This is a genomic window from Shinella sp. OV683 (genome assembly GCF_057787725.1).
Map to the genome: position 1 here is coordinate 4,497,169 of NZ_CM173543.1, position 25,225 is coordinate 4,522,393.

25 protein-coding genes are annotated in these 25,225 nt (G+C 61.6%); 1 reads left to right on the top strand and 24 read right to left on the bottom strand.

Annotated elements, in window-relative coordinates:
* Window positions 1-16: 16 nt before the first annotated feature.
* The 3 genes from ACXHRN_RS21685 to ACXHRN_RS21695 all read right to left on the bottom strand — a co-directional run bounded on the left by ACXHRN_RS21685 (window position 17) and on the right by ACXHRN_RS21695 (window position 3,334).
* Window positions 17-1,498, bottom strand: a complete 1,482-nt coding sequence (locus ACXHRN_RS21685) for a xylulokinase (protein ID WP_488638372.1) — start codon at window positions 1,496-1,498, stop codon at window positions 17-19.
* Window positions 1,491-2,264 (bottom strand): tryptophan synthase subunit alpha, encoded by a 774-nt coding sequence (locus tag ACXHRN_RS21690; RefSeq protein WP_488638373.1) that lies wholly within the window; start codon window positions 2,262-2,264, stop codon window positions 1,491-1,493. Before ACXHRN_RS21690 ends, ACXHRN_RS21685 begins: the two co-directional genes overlap by 8 nt.
* Before the next feature lie 110 nt (window positions 2,265-2,374).
* Entirely contained in the window at window positions 2,375-3,334 is a 960-nt protein-coding gene (locus ACXHRN_RS21695) for an AraC family transcriptional regulator (RefSeq protein ID WP_488638374.1), read from the bottom strand.
* A 206-nt stretch (window positions 3,335-3,540) separates the two neighbouring features.
* Here ACXHRN_RS21695 and ACXHRN_RS21700 point away from each other — a divergent pair, with 206 nt between their 5' ends.
* Window positions 3,541-3,945 (top strand): VOC family protein, encoded by a 405-nt coding sequence (locus ACXHRN_RS21700; RefSeq protein WP_488641972.1) that lies wholly within the window; start codon window positions 3,541-3,543, stop codon window positions 3,943-3,945.
* A 47-nt stretch (window positions 3,946-3,992) separates the two neighbouring features.
* Here ACXHRN_RS21700 and add read toward each other — a convergent pair whose 3' ends face one another.
* The 21 genes from add to ACXHRN_RS21805 all read right to left on the bottom strand — a co-directional run bounded on the left by add (window position 3,993) and on the right by ACXHRN_RS21805 (window position 25,200).
* Complete coding sequence (gene add / locus ACXHRN_RS21705; RefSeq protein WP_488638375.1) at window positions 3,993-5,024, bottom strand: adenosine deaminase; 1,032 nt, start codon at window positions 5,022-5,024, stop codon at window positions 3,993-3,995.
* Between the two features lie 55 nt (window positions 5,025-5,079).
* On the bottom strand, window positions 5,080-5,967 hold the full coding sequence (locus tag ACXHRN_RS21710; protein ID WP_488638376.1) for an amidohydrolase family protein: 888 nt from the start codon (window positions 5,965-5,967) through the stop codon (window positions 5,080-5,082).
* Complete coding sequence (locus tag ACXHRN_RS21715) at window positions 5,951-7,108, bottom strand: vWA domain-containing protein (RefSeq protein ID WP_488638377.1); 1,158 nt, start codon at window positions 7,106-7,108, stop codon at window positions 5,951-5,953. The genes ACXHRN_RS21710 and ACXHRN_RS21715 overlap by 17 nt, the downstream gene beginning before the upstream one ends.
* Complete coding sequence (locus tag ACXHRN_RS21720; RefSeq protein WP_488638378.1) at window positions 7,105-7,980, bottom strand: AAA family ATPase; 876 nt, start codon at window positions 7,978-7,980, stop codon at window positions 7,105-7,107. The genes ACXHRN_RS21715 and ACXHRN_RS21720 overlap by 4 nt, the downstream gene beginning before the upstream one ends.
* Before the next feature lie 259 nt (window positions 7,981-8,239).
* Window positions 8,240-9,247, bottom strand: a complete 1,008-nt coding sequence (locus tag ACXHRN_RS21725) for a xanthine dehydrogenase family protein molybdopterin-binding subunit (protein ID WP_488638379.1) — start codon at window positions 9,245-9,247, stop codon at window positions 8,240-8,242.
* Window positions 9,248-9,251: 4 nt separating this feature from the next.
* Window positions 9,252-10,619: a xanthine dehydrogenase family protein molybdopterin-binding subunit gene (locus tag ACXHRN_RS21730; RefSeq protein ID WP_488641973.1), complete on the bottom strand. Its 1,368-nt coding sequence runs from the start codon at window positions 10,617-10,619 to the stop codon at window positions 9,252-9,254.
* A 9-nt stretch (window positions 10,620-10,628) separates the two neighbouring features.
* Entirely contained in the window at window positions 10,629-11,111 is a 483-nt protein-coding gene (locus tag ACXHRN_RS21735; RefSeq protein ID WP_488638380.1) for a (2Fe-2S)-binding protein, read from the bottom strand.
* Window positions 11,112-11,315: 204 nt separating this feature from the next.
* Entirely contained in the window at window positions 11,316-12,119 is an 804-nt protein-coding gene (locus tag ACXHRN_RS21740) for an FAD binding domain-containing protein (protein WP_488638381.1), read from the bottom strand.
* Window positions 12,120-12,129: 10 nt separating this feature from the next.
* The gene (locus ACXHRN_RS21745; RefSeq protein WP_488638382.1) at window positions 12,130-12,573 is read right to left on the bottom strand and encodes an SRPBCC family protein; all 444 of its coding nucleotides are present in this window, start codon (window positions 12,571-12,573) and stop codon (window positions 12,130-12,132) included.
* A 169-nt stretch (window positions 12,574-12,742) separates the two neighbouring features.
* Window positions 12,743-13,624, bottom strand: coding sequence for a helix-turn-helix domain-containing protein (locus ACXHRN_RS21750; protein WP_488638383.1), 882 nt, complete (start codon window positions 13,622-13,624; stop codon window positions 12,743-12,745).
* A 179-nt stretch (window positions 13,625-13,803) separates the two neighbouring features.
* Complete coding sequence (locus ACXHRN_RS21755) at window positions 13,804-15,018, bottom strand: SfnB family sulfur acquisition oxidoreductase (RefSeq protein WP_488638384.1); 1,215 nt, start codon at window positions 15,016-15,018, stop codon at window positions 13,804-13,806.
* 201 nt (window positions 15,019-15,219) lie between these two features.
* A complete protein-coding gene (locus tag ACXHRN_RS21760) occupies window positions 15,220-15,879 on the bottom strand; it encodes a phosphoribosyltransferase (protein WP_488638385.1) in 660 nt (219 codons plus the stop codon).
* A gap of 183 nt (window positions 15,880-16,062) precedes the next feature.
* The gene (locus ACXHRN_RS21765; protein WP_488641974.1) at window positions 16,063-16,527 is read right to left on the bottom strand and encodes a YbhB/YbcL family Raf kinase inhibitor-like protein; all 465 of its coding nucleotides are present in this window, start codon (window positions 16,525-16,527) and stop codon (window positions 16,063-16,065) included.
* A gap of 232 nt (window positions 16,528-16,759) precedes the next feature.
* Window positions 16,760-18,013 (bottom strand): SfnB family sulfur acquisition oxidoreductase, encoded by a 1,254-nt coding sequence (locus ACXHRN_RS21770; RefSeq protein ID WP_488638386.1) that lies wholly within the window; start codon window positions 18,011-18,013, stop codon window positions 16,760-16,762.
* Between the two features lie 83 nt (window positions 18,014-18,096).
* Window positions 18,097-18,909 carry a MetQ/NlpA family ABC transporter substrate-binding protein gene (locus ACXHRN_RS21775; RefSeq protein WP_488638387.1) on the bottom strand — a complete coding sequence of 271 codons (813 nt, stop codon included), beginning with the start codon at window positions 18,907-18,909 and terminating at the stop codon, window positions 18,097-18,099.
* Between the two features lie 26 nt (window positions 18,910-18,935).
* Window positions 18,936-19,595 (bottom strand): methionine ABC transporter permease, encoded by a 660-nt coding sequence (locus ACXHRN_RS21780; RefSeq protein WP_488638388.1) that lies wholly within the window; start codon window positions 19,593-19,595, stop codon window positions 18,936-18,938.
* Entirely contained in the window at window positions 19,585-20,643 is a 1,059-nt protein-coding gene (locus ACXHRN_RS21785) for a methionine ABC transporter ATP-binding protein (RefSeq protein WP_488638389.1), read from the bottom strand. Before ACXHRN_RS21785 ends, ACXHRN_RS21780 begins: the two co-directional genes overlap by 11 nt.
* Window positions 20,644-20,654: 11 nt before the next feature.
* Entirely contained in the window at window positions 20,655-21,884 is a 1,230-nt protein-coding gene (locus ACXHRN_RS21790) for an acyl-CoA dehydrogenase family protein (RefSeq protein ID WP_488638390.1), read from the bottom strand.
* A 46-nt stretch (window positions 21,885-21,930) separates the two neighbouring features.
* Window positions 21,931-22,701, bottom strand: coding sequence for an ABC transporter ATP-binding protein (locus tag ACXHRN_RS21795; RefSeq protein ID WP_488638391.1), 771 nt, complete (start codon window positions 22,699-22,701; stop codon window positions 21,931-21,933).
* A 28-nt stretch (window positions 22,702-22,729) separates the two neighbouring features.
* On the bottom strand, window positions 22,730-24,070 hold the full coding sequence (locus ACXHRN_RS21800) for an ABC transporter substrate-binding protein (RefSeq protein WP_488638392.1): 1,341 nt from the start codon (window positions 24,068-24,070) through the stop codon (window positions 22,730-22,732).
* A 98-nt stretch (window positions 24,071-24,168) separates the two neighbouring features.
* Complete coding sequence (locus tag ACXHRN_RS21805; protein WP_488641975.1) at window positions 24,169-25,200, bottom strand: branched-chain amino acid ABC transporter permease; 1,032 nt, start codon at window positions 25,198-25,200, stop codon at window positions 24,169-24,171.
* Between the last annotated feature and the right edge of the window lie 25 nt (window positions 25,201-25,225).

Here is a 25,225-nt window from a genome sequence, read left to right on the forward strand (position 1 = left end):
GGTTTCACTGGTTTTCTTATTTTCCTGGAACCAGCCCGTCCGTACGGATCAGGCCGATGGGGCGTAGCGCATTGATTGCGCTGATATAGGCGTCGAACATCGCGTCATAGCGTGGCTGCATGCTGGGGTCTGGCTCGAAAATCCGCTCGACGCTGGTCATGGCCGGTACGGCATCGGCAATGGTCTGAAACGCACCAATGCCGACGGCAGCCATGATCGCGGCACCAAGGCAGCCGACATCGGCAAAGGCGAAGCGATGCAGCGGAATGCCGAGGCAATCGGCGCGGATCTGGCTCCAGAGATCGGAACGCGAGCCGCCGCCGCCATAGAGAAGGCGATCGGGCCGGTAGCCAGCGGCCTCGATCAACGACCCGAGCAGATGCCGGGCGGAGAGTGCGACACCTTCCAGAACGGCAAGCGCGAATTCCGGCCCCGCCGTGCGGCTGTCGAGGCCGATGAAGGCACCACGGATTTCCGAATCCCAGAGAGGAGCACGCTCACCTTCCAGCTGCGGCAAGAACAGGATCGGCCGGTCGTGACGGTCGGCACCTTCAGCCAGTTTCGGCACATCCAACGGTTCGGTGCCGGTCGCATTCCCCCACCAGCGCAGCGAGTCGCCGCCACTCTGGGTCGGGCCGGCATTGACCACCAGTCCATCGACGGTCGGGAAGGTCACGACGCCTGGCGCCCCAATACGGTTTGCGCCGGCCAGCGCCAGGATCTCGCTGGTGCCGCTGACATACATGCCCTGGCCGGCGCGAAAAACGCCCGAACCGAAGAGGTTGCCCCAGGCATCCATCGTGCCCGTGACCACGGGCACCTTACGGTTTGACGAGCCCAGCCGCATCTCCCCGGCAAGTGCGATCATCGCCCGCAGTGGCGGCAATCGCTCGGCGGCACCCGGCACGCGGGCGACCAGATCCGTGACATAGGCATGGTCCAGCCCAACATGGCCGAAGGCGGCAATGGGGTCGGCGACCGCATTGCCGGTCAGGTGAAAGAGACAGAAATCCTTGGGCGAGAAGACATAGGCCGTCTTTTCCCAGAGATCGGGATGGTGCTCGGCAAACCAGGCCATCTTGGCAAGCACATGGCTGGCGCCGATCGGCATTTCGGCACCCCACCAGGCCTGCTTGTCCTGTGGTGTGATCCTCGCATCGATTGCGGCTGCGGCGGCCGCTGCCCGCACATCCTGCCAGACGATAGCCGGGGCCAGCGGCCTACCGCCGGCATCGACGAATACGTCGGTATTGACCTGGCTACAAAGACCGACGGCTGCTATCGACGCAGCATCGCGCCCGACCAGCAACGCATCGATCGCATCGCGAACGCCATCCAGCCAATGTTGCGGATCCTGTTCGACCAGCCCGCCGCCGGGTCGCTCGGTCGGATAAGAACGGCCCCAGTGATCGACGACCGTGCCGTTCATGTCGAACAGTCCAGCCTTGACCGAAGTCGTGCCGATGTCGAAGCCGATGATCAGGTTACCCTCAGCCATCGAGGCCCCTCCGCAGATCGCGAAGCAGAGAGGTCAGCCGTTCGCGGCCATCCAATGCGGCGCGCAACACTTCGGAACCGACCACCACACCATCAGCGCCGAGATCGATTGCCGCACGCGCCTGATCACCGTTGGAAATGCCGAAGCCGAGCAGGATCGGGGTTTCGACACCAGCTTGGCGAAGCATCTCGATCCGAGATTTGCCTTCGCTGTCTACCGTGTCGCGCGGGCCAGTAACGCCTTCGGCGGCTTGCAGCATCACGTAGTAATCGGCTGATCTTGCAGCTTCCATGTCGGCAGGGGTTAGTGGCAACGGCGTAAAAGTCGAAACGGCGACGCCTTCTGCGCGCGCGCCGGCTTCCAGTTCGATCCGGATTGGATCGGCAGCGGATGCGACCACCAGCAGGCCATCGAGGCTCGACCAGAAATCCGGATTGGATCGCGCGGGATGGCCTGCATCGGCATAGGTCATCAACAGCATTGCAGGACGCGTGGACTGGCCATCCAGTCGTTGCACGATAGAATCGAGATCTGTCCTCGCAGATCCGCGGTCGGCGCGCGCCATGGAATTCCTGACGTCAGGACCGTCGAGGTAAGGGTCGGGCGACGACAGTCCAAGCTCGATGACATCGACACCCTCGCCGGCATAGACATCGAGAAGATCGACGGCCACCCTGGGATCGCCGACCGGAAAATAACAGGCAAGCCATGGCCGGGACGAAACCGCCCGCGCACCGCTGCCCTGTCTGTTCGCACTGAACTGCATGTCTCACTCCGAAGAATTCGACATAGTGTTAGTAGCGCGTCACAGAACTGTCATCCGGCTACAGGCACGGACGATTTGAATTCTGCAGGATGTGGATAGTGGAGGCCAGCTCAGTGCGGCAGGGCGGCGTCCTGCGAGGGCAGAATGCCGAAGACCTCGCGGTAGGTCGCGGAGAATCGACCGAGATGGCGCACACCGACACGATGCGCCGCCTCCGCTGCCGAAAGCCCATCCTGCCTCATCAGCCGGCGGGCGGTTTCCATGCGGATACGGGTCAGGATGTCATAAGGCGCGCGCTGGTAGTAACGCTGGAAGCCCTCATAAAGGGCCCGCTCGGAAATGCCGATCTCGCGGGCGACTGCCGGCATCATCAACCGTTCGGCATAGCGCGCCTTGAAGAGATCGATGGCCAGCTTCACCTGGCGCGGCGTCGCATGAAGCCGCTCGGGCACGATCGACGCGCCCTGGCGATAGGCGATATTCTGCAGCAGTTCGTCGATCAGTGCGGGCACGACCGCTTCGAGATCGTCCTGTGCCGCGACCTGGGGATCGGCGAGCGCCTCGGCCAATCCGGAAAAGGCCGATTTGATGTAGCGCCCATGGGCGGAGTTCAATGATATCACCGGGTTGAAGATCGGATGTTCGGCGCGCGGGCGGCGCGCCAGGGCGGCAAAACGCTCTTCCAGGGCTACCCGGTCAATCTGCAGCATCATCTGCCGGGTACCTGCCCGCCAGCGCGAGACAAAGCGTGGGCCGGGCGAGAGCAGCAGTGCCACGCCAGCGCCTGACTGAAGTGTTTCGGCGCCGAAATGGATGTCCACGCCGCCTGCTACCGGCATTTCCAGCATGTAGAAATTCTCGAAGCTCGAGGCGATCGAGACTTCCTCGCCATATTGCAGCAGGTTGAAACCGGAACGATCGAGAGCCAGCGACGCGTGGCGAAAATCCAGCGCCGACCGATTGGGTCCGGGCTCTAGATGATGGTCGCAATAGGACATCGACAGATGCGCTTCGGCGTCGGCGAACTCTGTCGAGCTCGTCTGGCGAATGCGCTGCTGTGCCTGCTCCATGTTCAATTCCACTGCCTCCCGAGGCGACGCGGGAGTATTTCCCAAGGCCAGCCCAGGCGCAAGCCCCTCGCGGTGGCTGCCGATGGCCCAGAATATTTTTCGCGGGGTTGTCGGGATGACATCTTCTGCCTCGTCCTTGGGTCAGGCCAACAGGAAAAAGGCCAGTTATTCGAGCGTTGAGGAGATCTACCGTGAACGAAGCTGCCATGAACACCCAGCAAGCCATGCCCGCCGCCAAAGGCGGCCTCGTGCCCTATCTCACTATCGATACCGGCAAGGCCGGCGAATTCTACAAGGCCGCCTTTGGCGCCGAGGAAGCCTTCTGCGTGCCACGCGACGAACAGGGCCGCACCATGCATCTGCATCTCTATGTCAACGGCAGTTCGCTGATGCTGTGCGACGCCTATCCGGAATACGGCCATTCGCTCGAGGCGCCGCAGGGCTATACGCTGCAGCTCATTCTCGATGACATCGACTTCTGGTTCGACCGCGCGGTGAAGGCCGGCTGCGAGGTTGTCTCGCCCGTGCAGGTGATGTTCTGGGGTGATCGGTTCGGCCAGGTCCGCGACCCATTCGGCGTGCTCTGGTCGATGAACGCGCCGGTGAAGTGAGCCATTGAAGTGACCGCCGGCGGCAAACGCTGCCGGCGCGTCCTGCCTCAGGCCAATTCGCTGGCGATCAGGCTATCGATCTCGGCGGACCATTCGGCGATCATCGCCTGTTTGGTCGCGTCGTCGAGCCAGGACGAAGCCACGCCGGCCAGCGCCATCTGCTTGAGCGTCTGCGGTGACAGGCCGAAATTTTGCGCGACCAGCAGATATTCATGATCGAGCGTGGTGGCAAACATCGTCGGATCGTCCGAATGGATCGTGACGTTGAGACCTGCCTCGATCATCTTGCGGATCGCGTGATCGGGTGAAGCAAGATCCCGCCACACCGTGGTGTATAGCGTCGTGCTCGGGCAACAAGTGAAGCATATCTGCGATATCAGGCATTGCTCCACCAACTGCGGATCGTCGGTAACGTGATAGCCGTGGTCGATGCGGCTGACATGCAGGATGTCGATGCTGTCGCGGACATTTTCCGCCGGGCCGCTTTCGCCGGCATGGGCCGTGACGTTGAGACCGTTGGCGCGAGCGCGGGCGTACATTTGCTTGAATGGCGCGGGCGGGAACGGTGCCTCGTTGTAGTCGAGGCCGATACCGACGACTTCAGGGATGCGATCGGCGAGCACCATGTCGACGAACTTCTCGCCCTCTTTGGGACCGAGCTCGCGGCTATGGGCGGGGATGAGGTTGGCCTTCACGCCATACTGCTTTTCAGCCTGCCTGAACCCGGCAATGATGCCTTCGAGCATCGTGGGATATTTCACGCCGTGGGCGAGATGCGCATGCGGCGAGAAGAACAGCTCGACATAGCGGGCGCCACCTCTGGCGCAGCGTTCCAGCGCCTCGAATGTCGTGCGCTGGAAATCCGGCGCGGTACGGATCGAGGCGCAAACCAGATCGTAGACCTTGAGGAAGGAAGGCAGGTCGTCGAACTTGAAAAGCTCGAACGGATCGGTGTGCGGCGGTAACTCGACGCCGTTGGCTTTGGCGAGATCGGCCAGCGTGCCGGGTGCGACCGCGCCTTCGAGATGCAGATGCAGTTCGGTCTTGGGCAGCTTCCTGACGAAGGTTTCGAGCGACATGACGGGTCCCCCTGTTTTTACCCAAGCTGTCGCAGTTGGCAAAAAAGTGCAAGCGCTATGCGGGACGATAAACCCGCGTGGCCGTGCCGCCCAGCATATCCGCTGCCTTGCCGGCGCCATGCTTTTCAGCAGCCACCTTGTGCGTGGCAAACAATGTCGGATAGTCGGTCCAGAGCTTTTCGATCGGGAAATTCGAGCCGAACATCAGGTGATCGCTCCCGAGAATCTCCACCGCATTGTCGACGATAAGCGAAATCAGCGCCGGATCGTTGCGATGGACGAAGGTGCCGAGGCCGGAGAGCTTGGCCGAAAAATTCTTCATGCCGGCGAAGTGCCGCAAGCCGTTGCGCCAGGCCTCGACCGTCGCGGGCTGTGTGTCGACGAGCATGCCGGCATGGGTCATGACGAACTCCGTTTGCGGATTCTCCGCCACCAGTTCGGCGCCATCCGCCATCTGGTCCGGAAACAGCTGCAAATCGAAAGCGAGGCCATAATCCTTGAGCCGCGCGATATTCCTTCGAACCACCGGATCGATGACCTGCCTGGCGTCCGGCGCGAAGCGATATTCCGGCACCTGATGCCAGTGGAGTTGCATGCGCACGCCGCGTAGCAACGGATAAGTCTTGAGCCGGTCAAGTTGCGGCCTGATATCATCGACGGTAAAATCGGTATAGCCGACGATGGCATGCGGCCAACCGACCTCCCTGGCGGTATCGCTGACCCAGGCGACCTCCTTTTCGAAATCGGCCTTGGCCCAATTGGTCTGCACATACACCGCCTTGTCGATACCAAGACCTTGCAGGTCCCCGAGATATTCCTCGATCGGATAATCCCTTCGCACCGGCTCATACGGGCCGAAGATACGCGGCACCATCGGGCCGTTCAGCCAGGGCAGATCCTTCTGCCGCCAGATATGAAAGTGGGAGTCAACGATCGTGCTCATTGGGCTGCCTCCGCCAGATCGTCTCAGCGGGCGGCGCGGCCCTTCCGAGCGAGAGAATGAAACATGTCAGCCGCTCGATAGAGGAACCGTCGGTGAGATCATCGAGTAGCGGCAGCACGGCTTTGAGCGCCGATGTTTCGGGCCGGAACCGGACATCGCCGGCCAGCGGTGTGCACAGCGACAGCCGGAAGGCGCGTGCCGAAAGCCGCCGCAGCGCCCGCTCCATGTCGGCGTGATCCCCGCGCTCAAGCCCATCCGACAGGATCACCACGGCCGCTCCCCGCGCCATCGCCGCATAACGCGGCACGGCAAGGAAGGCGAGCAGCGCAGGGCCAATGCGGGTGCCGCCGTCCCAATCATCAACGCCCTTGGCGGCTGCGGCAAGTGCCATGTCCCCGTCGCGGATGCGGAGCGCGCGGGTGATGCGCGTCAGTCGCGTTCCGAAGGTAAAGATCTCGGCATTGCCAGTTGCCTGCACCACGGCGTGGGCAAGCTTAAGGTAATCCTGCGTATGCAGCTTCATCGAGCCCGATATGTCGATCAGAACAACGATCCGCCGCGGCACCGCCTGCCGTTTGCGCAGCAGGGGGCGGGGCACGTCGCCATCGGACTGGACGATTTCGCGCAGCGAGCGGCGGAGATCGATCTGGCCACGAGACTTGGCGCGGTTACTGCGGAACGAACGCCGCACCGGCAAGGCCTGCGGAAGATCGCGGCGAAACTGCGAGAGCCTGTCTTCGACGGACAGCGCTTCGAAATCGCGCAGGGAGAGTTGCTCGATCGCCGACGTCAGGGCGCCGCCTTTTTCCTGTCTCAGACTCTCTTCCCGCTGCTGCTGAACGCCGCTGTCCTTGACGCGGATTTCCTCGTCCTCCTCGCCGCCTTCGGCGATGCTCGGCGTATCGCCCAGAAACACCGCCCTGAACACCGCATCATAGGCACCGTGGCGACCGGGTGGCGGCGCGAGCGTCGCGAGTCCTGCCTGCCTTATATCCTCGATGCTTCTTGGGCCAAGCAGAGATACCGCCGAGAGGAACGACCTGATCTGCTCCGGGGCGACTGCGAATTGTTGCGCGCGCAGTTCGCGGGCAAACTCCAGGAAGGGCTTTGCCGCCCGTGGCAAGTGGATGGCCGCGCTCATGCCAGCGCTTCCTCTACAATCCCATCCAGTTCGGGTGCAAGATAAGTGAGATCCTCCTCGTCCTTGATCAGCACGCCGATCGCCCGGCGGAACGCTTCCGGCCACGGACTACCGCCCTTCTCCAGCACAGTTGCGGCATTCGCCCATTCCACGGCTTCGGAAATGCCGGGCGGCTTGGCGAGCGGCCGGGCGCGGATGGCGTTGACGGCGCGGGCCACGGCACGGGCGGTGCGTTCGGCCACGTCGCCGGCGCGGGCCATGATGATCGCGGCTTCTCGTGCCGCGTCGGGATAGGCGATCCAGTGATAGACGCACCGGCGGCGCAGCGCCTCGGCAATTTCGCGGGTGCGGTTGGAGGTGAGGATGACGATCGGCCGGACAGCTGCGCTGATCGTGCCGCGCTCGGGAATGGTGATCTGGAAATCCGAGAGATACTCCAGCAGCAACGCCTCGAACTCATGGTCGGAGCGGTCGATCTCGTCGATCAGCAACACGGTCTGGCCCGGCGCCTGCAGCGATTGCAGCAGCGGCCGCGCGATCAGGAAGCGGTCGGCATAGATATCGACCTCGCGCTCCCCCGCCTGCCGGATGGCCAGCAGCTGGCGCTGGTAATTCCATTCATAAAGCGCATGTTGCGCGTCGATCCCCTCGTAGCATTGCAGGCGGATGAGATCGCGGCCGAGGATAGCCGATATTGCCTTGGCAGCCTCCGTCTTGCCGACACCGGGCGCACCCTCCAGCAGCAGCGGCTTGCCTAGATGGATGGCGAGAAACACCGCCGTCGCCAAACCCTCGTCGGCGATATAACGGCGCGCGGCCAGCCTGTCGGCCAGCGCTTCCGGCGATGCGATCTCGGTCAAGGCATGGGCCATATCGGCTCCTTACTCAGGGCAATTGCATATGGAACTCTGCCTGTTGCCGCGAACGTCCTCTTCTCCCCTTGGGGAGAAGTGCCGAGCATTTGCGAGGCGATGAGGGGTTTTCAGAAACACCTTCGGCGCTTCGCGCAACCCCTCATCCCGGCGCAACTTGTTGCGCTGAGCCCTGCGGGCCACCTTCTCCCCAAGGGGAGAAGAGGGAGCAAGCCATTACCTCGCCAACAATTCCATATGCGATTGCCCTTTCTTCCCATTACGTCGCCTGATCGCGCGCTTTCAGCGCCCGCAATATGCGCTCGGGCGTGATCGGCAGCGTGTCGATGCGCACGCCGACGGCGTCGAAGATGGCGTTGGCGACCGCCGGGATCTGCGGGTTCGCGCACATTTCGCCCGGTCCCTTGGCACCATAGGGACCGTCCGCGGCCGGCCGCTCCAGCACATAGATCTCGGTTTCGGCGAGATCGCCCGGTCCGGGCATCAGGTATTCGTTGAAATCGCGCCCTCCATGCTCGCGGCTGGGATAATAGGGTTCTGTGGTCTCGTAGAGCGCGTGGCTGATACCCATCCACGAGCCGCCGACCAGCTGCTGCTCGACCATCTTGGGGTTCAGCGCCCGGCCGATCTCGAAGACGTTTTTGACCGCCAATACGTTGACCTCGCCCGTCTCGTCGTCGACCTCGACATCCGCCACCGTGCAGGCATGGGCATAGCAAGTGGATGGCTTCATCGCCCCGGTTTCCATGTCCGGATAAGAGCGCGGGATCAGGAACATGCCACGCCCGGAGATCGAGCGACCGCGCTTGAAATGCGCGGAAAGGGCAGTGTCGAAGATCGAGATCGAACGCTGTGGGGCGCCCTTGACGTGAATGTTGCCCTGGCCGTCGGTGTCGAGGTCGGAGGCATTCACTTCAAGCTCTTCGGCCGCGACCTCCAGCATCACCTGCCGTGCTTCTTTCGCAGCCTGGATCACGGCGTTGCCGGCGCGGTGGGTGCCGCGAGAGGCGAATGTGCCCATGCAATGCGGGCCGGTATCAGTGTCGGCGGTATCGACAATGACGCGGTCGGTCGGCACGCCGATCGTCTCGGCGCAGATCTGCGCCATGATCTGCTTCATGCCCTGGCCGAGATCGACAGACGACAACGATACCATGAAATTGCCGGTGGGGGTCGAGTGGACGAGCGCCTGGGTGGGGTCGCCCCCGAGGTTCATGCCAGTGGGGTAGTTGATCGCGGCGACGCCGCGGCCTCGCTTGAGCGCCATGATCTCACCCCTCCCTCGTTGCGGACGACAGCTTGAAGTACTTCTCCGCCACCGGCCAGTTGGCGACGCGTGACGCCTCCTGCATGCATTCGATCAGCGCGGCACCCTCAGTGGGCTGGCGATGCGCCTTCATGTCGCCGTCGCGATAGGCGTTGATGAAGCGGAATTCCAGCGGGTCCATGCCGATCAGCCGCGCCAGCTTGTCCATTTGCACCTCAAGCGCAAAATCGCCGATCGTCACGCCGAAGCCGCGCATGGCGCTCGACGGCGTGCGGTTGGTGTAGACGCAGTGGCTGTCCACCCAGACATTCGGGATCGTGTAGGGCCCCGGAAAGTGGGCCGCCGATTTCTGCGCACCATAGGGCGAATGGCGGGAATAGGCGCCGGCATCGATATAGGCCTTGGCATAGCGGGCGACGATGCGGCCATCGTTCATCACGCCATCCTTGATCACCAGTTTTTCGGCGGCGCGCGGCGAGGAAATCTGCATCTCCTCTTCACGGCTGTAGATGAAGGAGATCGGCCGGCCGGTGAGCTTGGCGCCGAGAATGGCAATCGGCTCGACGATGACATCGACCTTGCCGCCAAAACCGCCGCCGACAGTGCCCCCGACCATGTGCAGCTTGGCGCCTTCCATCTGCAGGATGATCGACGTGTTGTCGAGCGTGAAGAACATTGCCTGGGTGTTGGTGTAGCAGGTGAAGCGACCATTACCCTCGGGCACCACCAGACAGCCGGTCGTTTCGGTCGGCGCGTGCTCGATCGGGCCGGAGGAATAGGTCTGTTCGAGGATGTGATCGGCCTGGGCAAAGCCCTGCTCGACATCGCCGAACCGCACCTTGCGAGCCATGCCGCTGTCATAGCGATAATAGTTCTGGCCGTGATATTCGTTGACGACAGGGGCACCGGGGGCGAGCGCATCGTCGATGCTGAGCACCGGCACCAGCACTTCGTAATCGACCTTGACCTTGGCGACGGCCTCGTGGGCGGCGCGCTCGGTCTCGGCGAGGATGGCAACAATGGCCTCGCCCTTCCACCGCACCTTGTCGGTAGCGAGCACCGTCTCGTCTTCCGGGCCGACCTGGATCAGCGTCAGGATCGTATAGACATTGTGGGGCACGTCCGCTGCCGTCAGGATGCGCACGACACCCGGATGCCTTTCGGCTTCCGACAGGTCGATGCTCCTGATGCGGGCATGGTGGTGCGGACTGCGCACCATTTTCAGATGCAGCAGACGCGGCAGGATGTGGTCGGCAAAATAAATTGACGTGCCGGTGACGTGGCCGAGCGCATCGGAGCGCAGGCGCGGTTGGCCAATCTCGTGCAGATCGTCCTTGCGCTCATTGGCGAAATATTGCTTGCGGAGTTCCATCATGCTCTCCTATGCCGCGCTCAGCGAGTTCGCGCGCGACGCCGCGAGGATCGCCTGAATGATAGGCTCATAGCCGGTGCAGCGACAGATGTTGCCCGAGATCGCCTCGATGACATCGTCACGCGAGGGTTGCGAATTGTTGTCTAGCAGCACCTTAGCCGCCATGATCATGCCCGGGGTGCAGAAGCCGCATTGGGTGGCGAAATGCTCGGTGAAAGCCAACTGGAGAGGATGGAGGACGCCAGCATCCGCCAGTCCGGCCGTCGTCTGGATCTCGCACCCTCCACAGGTCTCGGCGAGGGTCAGGCAGGAGACATGCAGATCGCCATCGACAATCACCGCGCAACTGCCACAGGTGCCCTGCCTGCAGCCTGCCTTGACCGAGAGGTCGCCGATCTTGTCGCGAAGCGCTTCAAGCAGCGTGGTGCCGCTCTCGACGAATTCCGCCTTTTCCAGCCCGTTGAGCACAAATTGTACCGGAACCTTGGTCATCGCATCCTCCCGTAACCCAGTCCGAATTGCTTTGCTGCCGAGCGCAGCATTTGTTGCTCCCTCTTCTCCCCTTGGGGAGAAGTGCCGAGCGCATGCGAGGCGATGAGGGGTTTTAACCAGGGTGAGAACCCCTCATCCCCGCGCAACTTGTTGCGCTGAGCCCTTCGGGCCACCTTCTCCCCAAGGGGAGAAGAGGACGCTTCACTATCCGCCGAGCAACAACCGTCCGAGATGGACCGGCAGCACTTCGGTCCGATACCAGGCACTGGCAATCGCATCCGTCACCGGCGCCGTCCCTTCGGTCGCGACCGCCAGGGCACTGGCGATGCCCTCTCTCGTGCGCGGCTTGCCAATGAGCGCTACCTCGACCGCATGTGCGCGGATCGGCCGATCTGCCATGCAACCATAGGCAACGCGCGCCCTGGCTATCACGCCGTCTTGCTCCTCGATATCAGCAGCTATGGTGACCACCGAGACGCCCTTCGGCCTGACACGCGCGGCTTTCATGAAGCGAAAGCTGCACTCTTTCGGTAAGTAAACACTAACGGACTTGACGAGCGAGTTCGTCAGCGCGCCGTCGCGGGCGGCAAAGAAATCCGCAATCGGCGCATTCCCCGGGCCGATCTCCGCTGAGGCATCGAGCGCCAGCAGTGCAACACCGAAATCGCCATAAGGCGCAGGCGCAAAGAGATTGCCGCCGACCGTCGCCATGTTGCGGATCGCCGGGCCACCGACCGCTTTTGCTGCCGGTGCAAGGAAACCCAGGCTCGGATGCCTGGCAATGGCAGACATCGTGACACCGGAACCGATGCGTACTTTTCCGGCGCCGACCGAGATTTCGAAAAGCGCTGAATCGGTTGACCTTATGTAAGTCGAAAAGGATATGTCGCCCTCATTGGCATCGCGAACCACCAGCGTGCCGCCGCCGAGATAGCGCGCCGCGGCGTCAGCCTTCACTGCCGTCTCGGCTTCTGCGAGTGTGGAGTAAGTCTTGAGGCTCAATCCCATGACCGTGTCCTCAACCGTTACCGACCAAAATACCCTTCAAGGCGTTGAAGCCGCCCTGAAAGACGTTGGTGCCCATGCCAGCCGCCACCGCATCTGCTTCCGCAGGCGGTGCATCGAAGGTCGCGGTCCATTCCGCGAATGTCTGGTCACCATCGGTGATCCGCGTCAACTTGAGCGTCGCCTTGTGATTGGTGATCGGCTGCGGCGTTTCAAGGATGCTGTAGCTGACAAGATGATCCGCATCGGAAAACGCCAGCAGTTTTTCGCGGATCGTCACGCCGCTCACCAGCTTGAATTTCCTGACGCAGCCAATCTGGTCGGCTGGCAAGCCGCCTTCGATTTCGCTTTCCACCATGCGCGGATGCCAGGTCGGCAAACCGTTGAAGTCGCGGATCTTCTCCCAGACTTTTTCGATAGGCGCGGCAATGACGGAGGATACGGTAGCGGTGACCATGGGCTGACTCCAAATTTGGCGCACAGATCTCCAATTGCGCACGCGATATCGCGAGCGGATCAAGCGCCGATGAGTTGTTGCAATGCCAATCCCTGAAGCGGGATTCTATGAAATTGAGCATATCGCAATGCCCGGCTTTTGCTTATCGACCAGTCTGAAAAAGCTGAGATCAGCGACAGAGCCCGTTTTCTGCGCCGTCGCGGCCAACACGCTGGGCTGGCAAGGCGGCAAGACCTTCGGAGATCGCCGAGCGATAGATTGTCGGCCGCACGCCGGTGTGCTCGCGAAAGAAGCGTGAGAAGTTGCCCTGGGTCGAAAATCCGAGATTGCAGGCGACCGATATCAACGGCTCATCGGACGCACGAAGACAGCGCACCGCTTCGGCAATCCTCAGCGTGTTCCAGAAGACGTTCGGCGTCAGATGCATATGCTCCTTGAAGAGCGCGAAGAAATGCGGCCGCGACAGGCCAACACTGCGGGCGACCTGATCAAAGCAGATTCGTTCGCCGACATTGGCCTCCATCAGCGCGATTGCCTTGCGGATGCGGTAATCGCGACCGGCGCGCTGACTGGCAACATTGATCGGTTTCTGCGCATCGGCGGCATCGATCAGACAGTCGATGTAGCGCTCGATCTCGTAAGCCAGCAGATCGTAGTCCTCGACGGAATCGCAAAGCCGGTTGGCAATGGCAACGCCGATCTCGATCAGCCAGCCTTCAAGCGGGATCAGCGGTCCGGCAAAGACCGGCGCGCCGGCAGGGATCCTGCGGCGTTCTGCCAGCCATGGCATGTCGATGTAGAATGCCAGGAAGCTGCCTGGCTCCTCGTTGTCGGCAAAGACATGGCTATGCGGCTGGAACGAATTGATCGCCACTGCTGACCAGGGATCAAGATCGATGGTCTCGTCGCCCACCGTCATCCGTCCGGGCGAACCGGACAGCCAGAGTATCATGTGCACTTCCGGATGCGCATGCGTCACCAGATTGCTGCAGACATTCAGAATCGAGACGTGCCCGAAGCTGCCGCGAAAGAGCCGGATGGATTCCGTCATCTGTTCCTCCTGCGAATGAGACCTCCCGTTTCGGCATGCGTCACCGCCTGCCGTCATTCGCAAGAGAAGTGTGCGACCAGTCCCCGCTCTCGTCAACCCGGTTGCTGCAGCACGAACCGGCTGCAGCATGTTGGAGACCGGAATTTCAGACTGATCGATTGGTACGGCGTCCGCAGGGGCTAGAGAGCGCCGTTGCGCGGCGGCGTTACGCCGTTGAGCACATAGTTTCCAACCACATGATACTTCCAGCGGACGGGATCATGCAGCGTGTGGGTACGGGCATTGCGCCAATGACGGTCGAAGTTCAGCCCCTGGCGCGCCGCTTGCGTGCCGGCAAGTTCGAACAGCGTGTTGGTGGCTTCGATGGCGATCTCGGTGGTCAGCACCTTGGCGCCGGCGACCGCAATCGTTGCTGCGACGACATTGTCCTCGACCGGGCTGACCTGGGCAAGGTCGACCTTGCGGCCGGCCTGATCGAGCAGTGCGGTCGCCGCATCGATGCGGATCGCCAGCTGGCCGATGCGCGTGATGGTCAGCGGATCGTCCGACGCACGCTCGACACCCGAATCCGTCCAGGGGCGGGCCTTGGTCTTGACGAATTCGACGGTGTCGCTGAGTGCGGCACGCGCAATCCCGAGATCGACGCCGGCATGGATGATCTGGCCGACAGAGCCGATCGTGCTGGGTCGCTCGAAACCCTTGTGATGATGCACGACAGAGTCTGCCTGGACATAGACGTTGTTGATCAGCGTCGTGCCGCTGCCGGTGGTGCGCTGGCCGATGCCGTCCCAGTCGTCGACGATCTCGATACCCTCGGTGCCCTTGGGTACGAAAGACATGGTGAGCTTGTCGTCGGCATCGTTGGCGAAGACGACAATCCAGTCGGCAAACAGGACGCCGGTCGAGTAGAATTTCTTGCCATTGATCCGGAAACCCGCGCCATCCGGCGTAATCTTCGTGTTGTAATGGCCGACCGTCTTGGTGCCAATCTCGGAAAGCGCATTGCCGAACTTGTCGCCCGCCAGTGCGCGGCCGAAGAAGAACTTCCTCTGCGCTTCGGTGCCGTCGATCCGCAGGGCCTCGAGAATGTAAAAATGGTTCTGCGGGATCTGGCCGATCGAGCTGTCTGCTTCCGAGAGAATGGCCGTGACCTCGGCGAGCACCGAATTGGAGACATCGATACCGCCATAGGCGACCGGCACGGTGATCGCCAGCAAGCCCGATTTGGCGAGCGTGGCCAGCTCCTCGTGCGGCAGCAGGCGATCGCGATCGCGCTCGGCGGCGCGCTTGGCGAACTCGGTGGCAAGCGCCCGGGCGACGATCAGCGCCTCGGCCTCTGTGGCAATCCGGTCGGCGGATATTGCGGGTTTTTGTAGCGTTGATATGTTGGACATGACTATCCTTCGTGTCGGATTGAGGCGCAACTAAAACATATAATCGATAATTTATATAGATATTTTGGAAATGACAGCACCGATTGTCCAATGTCGCGAACAATGGCAGGAAACTTTTCGGCGAACAGAGGCCAATATGGAATGCGATCACAATTGCGGAGCGGCGCAACGCAAACATAGGGTCGACCCCGCGTCAACGTCTCAGCGTGCGTCGATATCGCTCAGAAGTGCTACGACTTCATCATCCCTGACTTGAGGGAATTTCTCATAGTGAATGCTCACCGCCCGGAAATGAGCGAGTGCATGAAGGCAAACGAGGCGATCGACTTCCGCACGCAGCATATCGATCACTGCATGGGGCGCAACGGGCACCGCGAGCACGATGCTCTCCACTCCCGCGCCGCGTAGCCCCTTCAACCCAGCACGCACGGTGCCACCAGTGGCAATACCGTCATCGGTGAGAATGACGTTTCTACCGGAAAGCTCGAGCGGCTTGCGGTCAGCGAGATAGAGTCCTCGCAAGCGGTCGATCTCCAGGAACTGCCGCTTCGCCTCCTCCTTGACGTAGTCCAAGGTCGCGCCGCTGTCGTGCAGCATGTCTTCGTTGACAACCGTTTCGCGATGCCGGCTGTCGACCACCGCGCCGATGCCATATTCCGGATAGCCGGGTGCGCCGATCTTGCGCACGAAAAGAAGGTCCAGGGGTGCGTCGAGGCGCAAGGCAATCTCGTGAGCAACCGGTACGCCGCCGCGCGGCAACGCCAGCACGATGGGATTTTCCAGAGGGCCAGAGCTCGCGATCGCTTCCGCGAGCTGCCGACCCGCGTCGGCACGATCGACAAATTCGGGCCCGGCTTGCATCGTCACCGCCCGAAAGCACTGGTTTCCCGAGCACCCCGAGGCCGGAAGTCCAATAGTGTCATGCCTGCCTCCCGGCGCGCGTTCAGCACGTCTCAGTGCTTCGATTTGTGTTCGGGCTTGTCCTTGCGGGTCTGCTGCGCTGCAGATTTTGCGTGCATGACAGTCTCCCTTGCTCTTCGATGATCAGTGGACTTCGAAGGTTCCCATCAGCGATGCCTGGGAAAGCGTGTGTTTCTTGGCCTCGCGCCACATCGCCTCGACGCCGGCGGATGCCGGTACGCTGAGATCGGGAACATCCAGCGCCGCAATGCGGAAATGGTAGTGGTGGACGCCATGGCCCTTTGGCGGCTGCGGGCCATCGTAGTGAATGTTGCCGAAATCATTTTCGGCAAAGCGTGGTGCAGCGCCGGACATCGTATCGGCGCTTTCGGGCAACTCGGTCCAGTCGGCGGGAATGTTGAAGACACCGCAATGACGGAACGTACCGCTCGGCGCATCGGGATCCTCTACCATCAGCACATAGCTGCGAGCCTCGACTGGCGCCCCGCTCCATTTCAGCGGCGGGAAAACATTGTCGCCCAGTCGAGAGAATTTCTGCGGTATTTGAGCGCCTTCCGCGAAGGCGGGGCTAACGAGATTCATCGAGATGCCTCCTCTAACCGTTTTGTTTGAAATTTTCCGCTTGCCTGTCCGAACCCTTGCAACGCCCGCTTTTCAGATTCTCGCCGGGCGAAGGAAAAACAGCTGGGAACAAGAGATGTTCCCGCAAATCGCGATATTTCTAATATTTAATAAATGGACGTTGGCGCTTCAAGTCCACGGATGGACAGAGCCGGAAGTTCCGGAGGCCAACGGGCGCGCTTGCGATAGACCGGAGGCTCTAGATCCAGGAATGCAGCGGCGGCTCGATGCCGTTGAGATAGTACTGGCCCACAGCGTGATACTTCCAGCGCACCGGATCATGCAACGTATGTGTGCGGGCATCCCGCCAGAAGCGGTCGAGATTATGCTCGCCGAGTGTTGAGCGCGTGCCCGCCAATTCAAATAGCTTCGAGGCGGCGAGAAGTGCAACGTCAGTGGTCAACACCTTGGCTTCGGCAACGGCGATCTTGGCAAGACCGATCGTTTCGGTCGTCGGGTTGGCGATCGTGGTATCGAGTTGGCGGCCAGCGCGGTCAAGCAATGCTTCGGCAGCATGCAGGCGTATGGCGATGTCACCGACGGTAGCGATCGTGTACGGATCGTCCGAGGCGCGATCCTGCCCGCTGTCGATCCATGGACGCGCGTGGTTCTTCACCAAGTCAATCGTGGTTTCAAGCGCGCCACGGGCTATGCCGGCGTCGATGGCGGCATGAATCAGCTGGCTCTGCGGACCGACGGCACTTTGGTTTTCATAGACGATATGGGCGGGCAACAGCCGCGACGGCTCGATCCTGACATTGTCGAGCTCGACCGTGCCGCTGGCCGTGGTGCGCTGGCCAAAGGCCGACCAGTCATTGACAACGGTCAATCCCTGTGCTTCGCGGTCGGCGACGGCAACGACGACATGACCTTCCTCGTCAAGCGCCACGATCGGCACGAGATGGGCAAAGAGCGCACCGGTCGAATAGAACTTCTGGCCACTGACTGTGTAGTGGTCGCGATCGCGCACGATCCTGGTCTCGAATGCCTCGACATTCTTGCCCTTGAACTCAGAGAAGGCGTTGCCGAGTCGATAGCCCGCCAGCACCTTGCCGAACAGATCCTGCTTCTGCGCTTCGCTGCCCGTCAGTCGGATGACATCGATGATCTCGAAACTGTTCTGGGCGATCTGGGTCAGCGAGGGATCGCCGGAGGCAAGTGTCGCAAACACCCTGGCCAGCGTGACCTGCGATACCCCTGCGCCGCCATAAGCCCTGGGGATGGTGATACCCCAGAGACCGCTTTGGGAGAAAAGATCGACTTCCTCAAACGGCAGCAGCCTGTTGCGGTCGCGTTCCCTGGCACCGGCGGCAAACAGTGGCTTCAGCCGTTCGGCAATGTCGATCGCTTCGGCGTCCGTCGTAATAATATGGGCGGGGCTGGACGGCTTTAGCGGGAGCCAGCCGGGCTCTCCGGCCAGGGGGACGGCGGCTGCGGTCGCGGTGGTGCTCATGATCGATTTTCTCCTCGGCAGGATAGGCAAATGACGGCGGGTGTGGGCCTGCCGCCGAAATTTGAAGCTGGATTTCGAGGCGATCAGAAGGCCGCGATGATCTGGCCTTTGTAATGTTCCTTGATGAAGTTGCGCGTCTCGTCGCTGTTCAACGCCTTGGCAAGGATCTTAATGCGCGGATCATCCTTGGTTTCCGGACGGGTGACGAGATATTCGCTCCAGACGTTGTAACCATCCTGACCACGGTCGGCGAGCAGCGCCTTGCTGATGTCGAGCTTGGCCTCGAAGACGTAGTTGCCGTTAAGCGCACCCAGATCGACCTCGCTGAGCGCACGCGGCAGCATGGCGGATTCAAGCTCGACGATCTTGAGGTTCTTGGGGTTCTCGACGATATCCTTGATGGTCGGCAGCGTGTCGTCGGGCGAAGTCAGCACGCCCTTGCCCTTCACCTTGATCAGGCCTAGCTTTTGAAGCAGCAAAAGGCCGCGACCGCCATTGACCGGATCGTTGGGGATCGCCACGGTCGCGCCATCGGCAAGCTGGTCGATCGCCGTGATCTTTGTGGAATAGGCAACGAAGGGCTCGATATGCACCGGCACGATCGGCACGAGATTGGTGCCGCGCTGCTTGTTGTAATCGTTGAGGAACGGCCGATACTGGTAGTAATTGGCGTCGAGTTCGCCGGATACCAGCTGTGCATTGGGCTGGATGTAGTCAGTGAAGACGCGGATATCGAGATCGAGGCCTTCCTTGGCGACGATGGGCTTGACGAATTCCAGGATTTCCGCGTGCGGAATGGCTGTGGCGCCAACCACGAGCTTTTCGGCAGACCATGCGCCATGGGTCAGGCCGAGCGCGAAGGTGGCCGCGAGCGTAATGGACTTGAGGATGTTCATAGGGTGTTTCTCCTTAGGTTTATTGTTTATTTTCTTGAAAAGCGGGTGACGAGATGGTTGCCGCTCGCCTGGATGAGCTGAACGAGCACCACCAGAACTGCCACGCAGACCAGCATGATTTCCGTCTGGAACCGCTGATAGCCGTAGCGGATGGCGAGGTCGCCGAGGCCGCCGCCGCCGATGGCGCCGGACATGGCGGTGTAGTCGACCAGCACGATGGCCGTGACCGTGACGGCGGCGACAAGGCTCGGCAGAGCTTCGGGCAACACCGCCCGCAGGATGGTCTGCAACGTAGTGGCGCCCATGGCTTCGCTCGCCTCGATGATGCCGCGATCGACGTCACGCAACGCGGTCTCGACAAGGCGCGCGAAAAAGGGCGCGGTGCCGATGACCAGGGGAAAGATCACCCCGCGAATGCCGAGCGAAGTGCCGGTGACAATCACCGTGACGGGCATCAGCACGATCAGCAGGATGATGAACGGCACCGAGCGGATGACGCCGATGACGACCGACAGCGCGCCATAGGCGAGCGGCTGGTCGAACAGTTGCCGCCGACCGGTCAGAAACAGCAGGATGCCGAGCGGCAGCCCGAGCAGCACGGTGAGAACCAGCGCGCCGCTGACCATGGCCAGCGTCTGCAGGAGTGCTGCCGAGATATCGCCCCAATAGATATTTTCAAACGACACGGGCAAGCCTCCCCGCCTGGAGATGGGCCGGCGAACTCGCCCCGTCGATCAACTCGACGGTCACGCCGCTGGCCTCAAGACTGGCAATGGCGCCTCCGATATCGCGCCCGGAAAGCGAAATCGTGAACTGGGCATAGGGCGTCTGGCGGATATGACCGACGCGTCCGGAGAGGATCGCATAGTCGACCTGATGGTCGCGGGCGATCTGGCCAAGGATCGGTTCATGCGCCGTCTTGCCCAGAAGCGTCAGCCGCACAAGCCGGGCCGCCTGTACCACAACGGGCTTGTCCGTTGCCACGGCCTGATCCGGTTCGGCCTCGCGCAGAAGATTAATCGTTGCCTCATGGCCTGGATGCAGGAAGACATCTGCCACCGGTCCGGTCTCGACGATCTTGCCGTGATCGAGCACCGCGACCTTGTCGCAGGCGCGGCGGATGACATCCATCTCATGGGTGATGATGACGATCGTTACGCCGAGATCGCGATTGATCTCCTGAAGCAGATCGAGCACCGAAATCGTCGTCTGTGGATCGAGCGCACTTGTCGCCTCGTCGCACAATAGTACCGAGGGGTCCGAGGCCAGAGCACGCGCAATGCCAACGCGCTGTTTCTGGCCGCCCGAAAGCTGGCGCGGATACTTGTCGGCATGCGTCGTCAGACCGACGCGCTCCAGCAGCCTGGCGACCCGACGATCGATCTCCTGCCGGTCGTGAAGGCCGGCAAGCTCCAATGGATAGGCGACGTTGGCGGCCGCAGTGCGGGCATTCAGAAGGTTGAAATGCTGGAAGACCATGCCGATCTTGCGGCGAAGAGCGCGCAGTTGCGTGCCCTTGAAATGGGTGACACGGGTGCCATCGACATGAACGTCACCGCCGCTCGGCCGTTCCAGCAGGTTGATCAACCGCACCAGCGTCGACTTGCCGGCACCGGAGGAACCGATGATGCCGAAAATCTCGCCCTGCCCGATAGCCAGACTGATCCCGGAAAGGGCCTGAACGGCCCCGCCCTTGGTTGGAAAGCTCTTGGTGATGTTTTCGAGCCTGATCATCGCCTCGCCGCTCAGCCCGGAGCCTGGCCGATACGCCACTGATAGGGCGGCGGCGTGCCGTTGACCGCATAATCGCCGATGATGCGATCCTTGTAGATGCGCGGATTGTGCGACGACAGCGTCCGGGCATTGCGCCAGTGGCGATCAAGGCCGATCGGCTTCCTCGTCGAGGATGCCCCCAGAGCGTCGAAGATGACTGTCGATGCTTCGAGGATCAGGTTGGTGACGACCGTCACGGCCTGCGATGTCTCGAGTTCGGCGATGGCGTTGGCTTTTTCCTCCGCATCGGCGTCGCCGGCGAAATGCGCCTGATGGGCGCGCTCGATGGCTTGCGCGACCTGCAGGACGATGGCGCCAGCAGCATAGGCGTTGCTGCGGATGCGGCCTATCACCTGCAGCACCTGCGGATCCTGACTCGCCCGTGGACCGGCGGCGTTTGTATAATTGCGCGTACGCGCAGCAACGGCAGCGGCTGTTTCGTTGGCGATCGCCCGGCCGATACCAGCCAATGTGGCGAGATGGACGATCTGGTAGAACGCAGCGCCATAGCGGAACTTTGCTTCATCGATCACGACGTCGTCGGGATCGACGGAAACGTCAGTGAAGGTCGTTGTGCCGCTTGCGGTCAGGGTCTGGCCAAAACCGTCCCAGTCGTCGATGACGTTGACGCCCGGATGATCCCGGCGAACCTGGATGCCGACTCCCTCGCCTTCGAGGCCCGTGGCGCCGACATCGATCCAGTCGGCATAAAGCGAGCCGGTGGTGTAATATTTGGTGCCGTTGACGACCAGCTTGCCGTCCTTCTTCGAAAGACGTGTCGAGAAGGCGTCCTGCTTGGCATTGCCGATTTCGGTCCAGGCGTTGCCGGCGATCTCACCACGCGCGATGCGCTCAGCCCAACGCCTGCGGGCCTCGCCGCCTGGTTTGCTGACGATATCCTCGACAAATCCGAAATGGCCACGCAGCGCCTGGGTGATATTGGAATCGGCTTCGGAGAGCTCGATCAGGATGTTGGCGAGTTCCGGAAGCGTTGCGCCGAAACCACCTTCCGCCTCGGGAACACGCAGCGCGCCGAGGCCAGCCTTTTTCAACTTGACGATCTCGGCCACCGGCAAGGTGCGGGTCAATTCCCGCTCGATCGCGCCGGTCGAAATCTCCGCAAATATCGGCCGAAAGCGTGCAGCCAGTTCCTCGTAGCGCGCGCTGGGACCAGCGCCCCAGGCCAAATCGATCTGTGTCATCTATGCATTTCCTTGGAGTTAGAATCCGCTCCGTTGCGCGGGGCGGTCAGTGCGGTTTGGCGGCGTTGGCACCGCCGAGATAGAAGTCATGGACGTCCTCGCGGGCGCGGAGTTCCTCGGCCGTTCCCGAGAGGACAACGCGACCGTTTTCGAGGATGTAGCCGTAGTCGGCATAGCGGAGCGCCAGATTGGCGTTCTGTTCGGCGAGCAGGAAGCTGACGCCCTGCTCTGAATTGAGCGTGCGGATGATCTCGAAGATTTCCTGCACGATGATGGGTGCCAAACCCATCGAGGGTTCGTCCAGCAATACGAGACTGGGCTTGGTCATCAGCGCGCGGCCGATGGCGACCATCTGTTGTTCGCCGCCGGAGGTCAGGCCAGTCTTGACCTTGCGCTTCTCCTTGAGACGCGGAAACCAGGTGTAGATCTGCTCGACATCGCGCTGGAGATCTGCCCGGCTCGGCTTGCGGACGAAACCGCCCGAGAGGATATTTTCCTCGACGGTCAATTGCGGAAAGCAATGGCGGCCTTCGAGCACCTGGACCACGCCCTTGGCGACAAGCCGCGAGGCCGAGAGGCCGCTGACTGGCTCGCCCTGCCAGAGGATGCTGCCGCGACTGACCTTGCCGCGTTCAGGCCCCAGCAGGTTGGAAACCGCCTTCAGGGTGGTTGTCTTGCCCGCGCCATTGGCACCGAGCAGGGCAACGATCTTGCCCTGCTCGACTTTTAGCGACACGTCACGGACAGCCAGGATCGCCTGACCATAGAGTGCTTCCATATTCTGGATATCGAGGAAGCCTTTTGCCGGAATGGTCATGGTACGATCCTGTCTGTACTGGTCGATGTTAGTTCTGCGCTTCGCGGGGCTGGATGCCCTTTTCCTTGGCGTAGGCAGCAGCCTTGGCCTTGATCACGTCGGCAAACAGCGAGGCATCGGCCTTGATCCAGTCGGTCTTGGTGTCCCAGGACTGACCATTCCACTGGATGATCTTGGCAGCGATGGTTTCGCCCTTGTGATTGTCGATCGAGGTCTTCAGCGGGCTGATGAGACCCTCGGCACCCAGCTCGGCGATACGCTTCTGGTCGATGTTGAGATTTTCGAGCGCCCACTGGCCTTCGGCAGCGGTCAATGGCCGGTTGCCAAATTTCTTATGGCCGGTGCGCAGAGCCTCGACGAAGGTGATGGCTTCGATCACGCCGTAATTATAGTAGACCGTGCCGAACTTCGAATTGTCCTTGAGGTCGGACTTGCCTGTGTCGATAATGTCCTTCTTCAGCGTCTTGATGATGCCGTAGTCGGTGCCCGGCGGAAAGACGGAGACGGCGAGGTAGCCCTTGGCGGCAGGTCCTGCCGGGCGTGCATCGTCTTCCGATCCGCTCCAGATATCGCCGATGATCCGGTCAGCGGGGAAGCCGACACGGGCGGCGGTCTTGATCGCCACAGGCGTCATGACGCCCCAGCCACGCAGGAACACCCAGTCGGCGCCCGCACGGCGGATCTGCTGCCATTGCGCCTGCTGCTGTTCGCCGGGATGTGGAACCGGGATCTGGATGTCCTCGAAACCATACTTCTTGGCGAGGATGCCGAGCGGCTCGATCGTGTCACGGCCGTAGCCGGAGTCATGATAGAGCGTGGCGATCTTCACACCCTTGAGCTTCTCATAACCGCCAGCCTGCTGGGCGATGTAATCGACGATGATCTGGGCTTCGCTCCAGTAGTCGAACACCAGCGGATACTGGTACGGAAAGACGCGACCGTCGGTGGCGATGTTCTGGCCGCCGCCCGGGCTGACGATCGAGATCTTGTCGATGCGCGCCTTGTCGGTCAGCGCGACGTCGAGGCCGCTCGAATGCGGATAGATGGCTGCAGTCAGCGCGCCATTATAGCCGTTCTTGTAGCGCTCGTAGCATTCGATGCCGCGCTCGATCGTGTAGGCCGTCTCGCATTCCTGAACCAGGATCTTGACGCCATCAACGCCGCCTTCGACTTCGTTGATGTAGCGGAGATAGTCGATATTGCCGGCGCCGAACGGAATGAACGACGGTGCATAGGGTCCGGTGCGGTAGGTAAACAGCGGATAGAGCTGCTGGCCCGTGCCGTCTTCGGCGAAGGATGGGCTGCTCATCAACGTGACAGCCATCGTGGCCGCAGCCGCGAGCGTCATGGTCTTGGTAAACAGTGACATTGTGCACCCCCTGTGTGCGTGGTTTCAAAAAAGTGGCGCCGGATGCTTGGGAGGAGGCGGAATACCCGGCGCCGAGGCGTTCCGCCTTGTCTGGCGGTTCAGCCGGATGACTTGGCCTTGGGGCGAAGTGCTTCCACCCCGCGCCGGATCAGCCTGGACAAGCCATCAGGTTCCTTGATCAGCAGTACGATGATGATTGTGCCGAAAATGATGCGTTGCAGGTTGGCAAGCGCGCCCTGGTCTCCAAGGACCGACAGGTCGATCACCAGCGACAGCCGATCGAGCAGGATCGGCGTCAGCACGATGAAGGCGGCGCCGAGGAAGTTTCCAAAGATCGTCGCCACGCCACCGATGATGACGATGAACAGGATCTGGAACGACTTATCGAGATTGAAGGCATGTGCATCCGACGTGCCGAGATAGGCGAACGCCCAGAGCGCACCGGTGATGCCGAGGAAGAACGAGCTGATGCCGAAGGAAAGCAGCTTGCGGCGTGCAACGCGGATGCCGATCACGGAGGCTGCCGTATCCATGTCGCGGATGGCCATGAATTCTCGCCCGACTCGGCTTTTGACGACGGCGAAGGCGAGCGCGATCAGCAATGCCGTGGTTGCGATCACCAGATAATAGCGGCCGGCGGCCGACTGCAGGTCGTAACCCAGGATCTGCAGTCGCGGAGCCGAGATGGTCAGCGACTGGCTGTCGTTGGAAAACCAGCTGAAATTGGTGAACAGCCATTCGAAGAAGAACTGCGCACCGAGCGTCGAAGCACCGAGGTAGAAGCCCTTGATGCGGAGCGACGGCAGCCCGAAGATCACGCCGGCAATCGCCGCAATCAGGCCCGCTATGATCAGAACCACCGGCAGGGGCAGGAAGGGCGCGCGCAGCAGCAGATTATAGGTCGAGAATGCGCCGATCGACATGAAGGCAGCCGAACCGAGGGAGACGAGCCCGGTATAACCCTGAAGAAGATTGAGGCCGATGCCGGCCAACCCCATGATCACTGTCGGGATGATGATCGAGCTCAGCCAGTAATCATCGGCAACAGTTGGTACAGCGAAAGCAGCGACCAGACCGAGGATGAGAGCGATTGCGCTGAGCCCGACGGGCTGACGGATCGGCGCAGACAGGGCGGGTTCCTGAAGCGTGGTTATG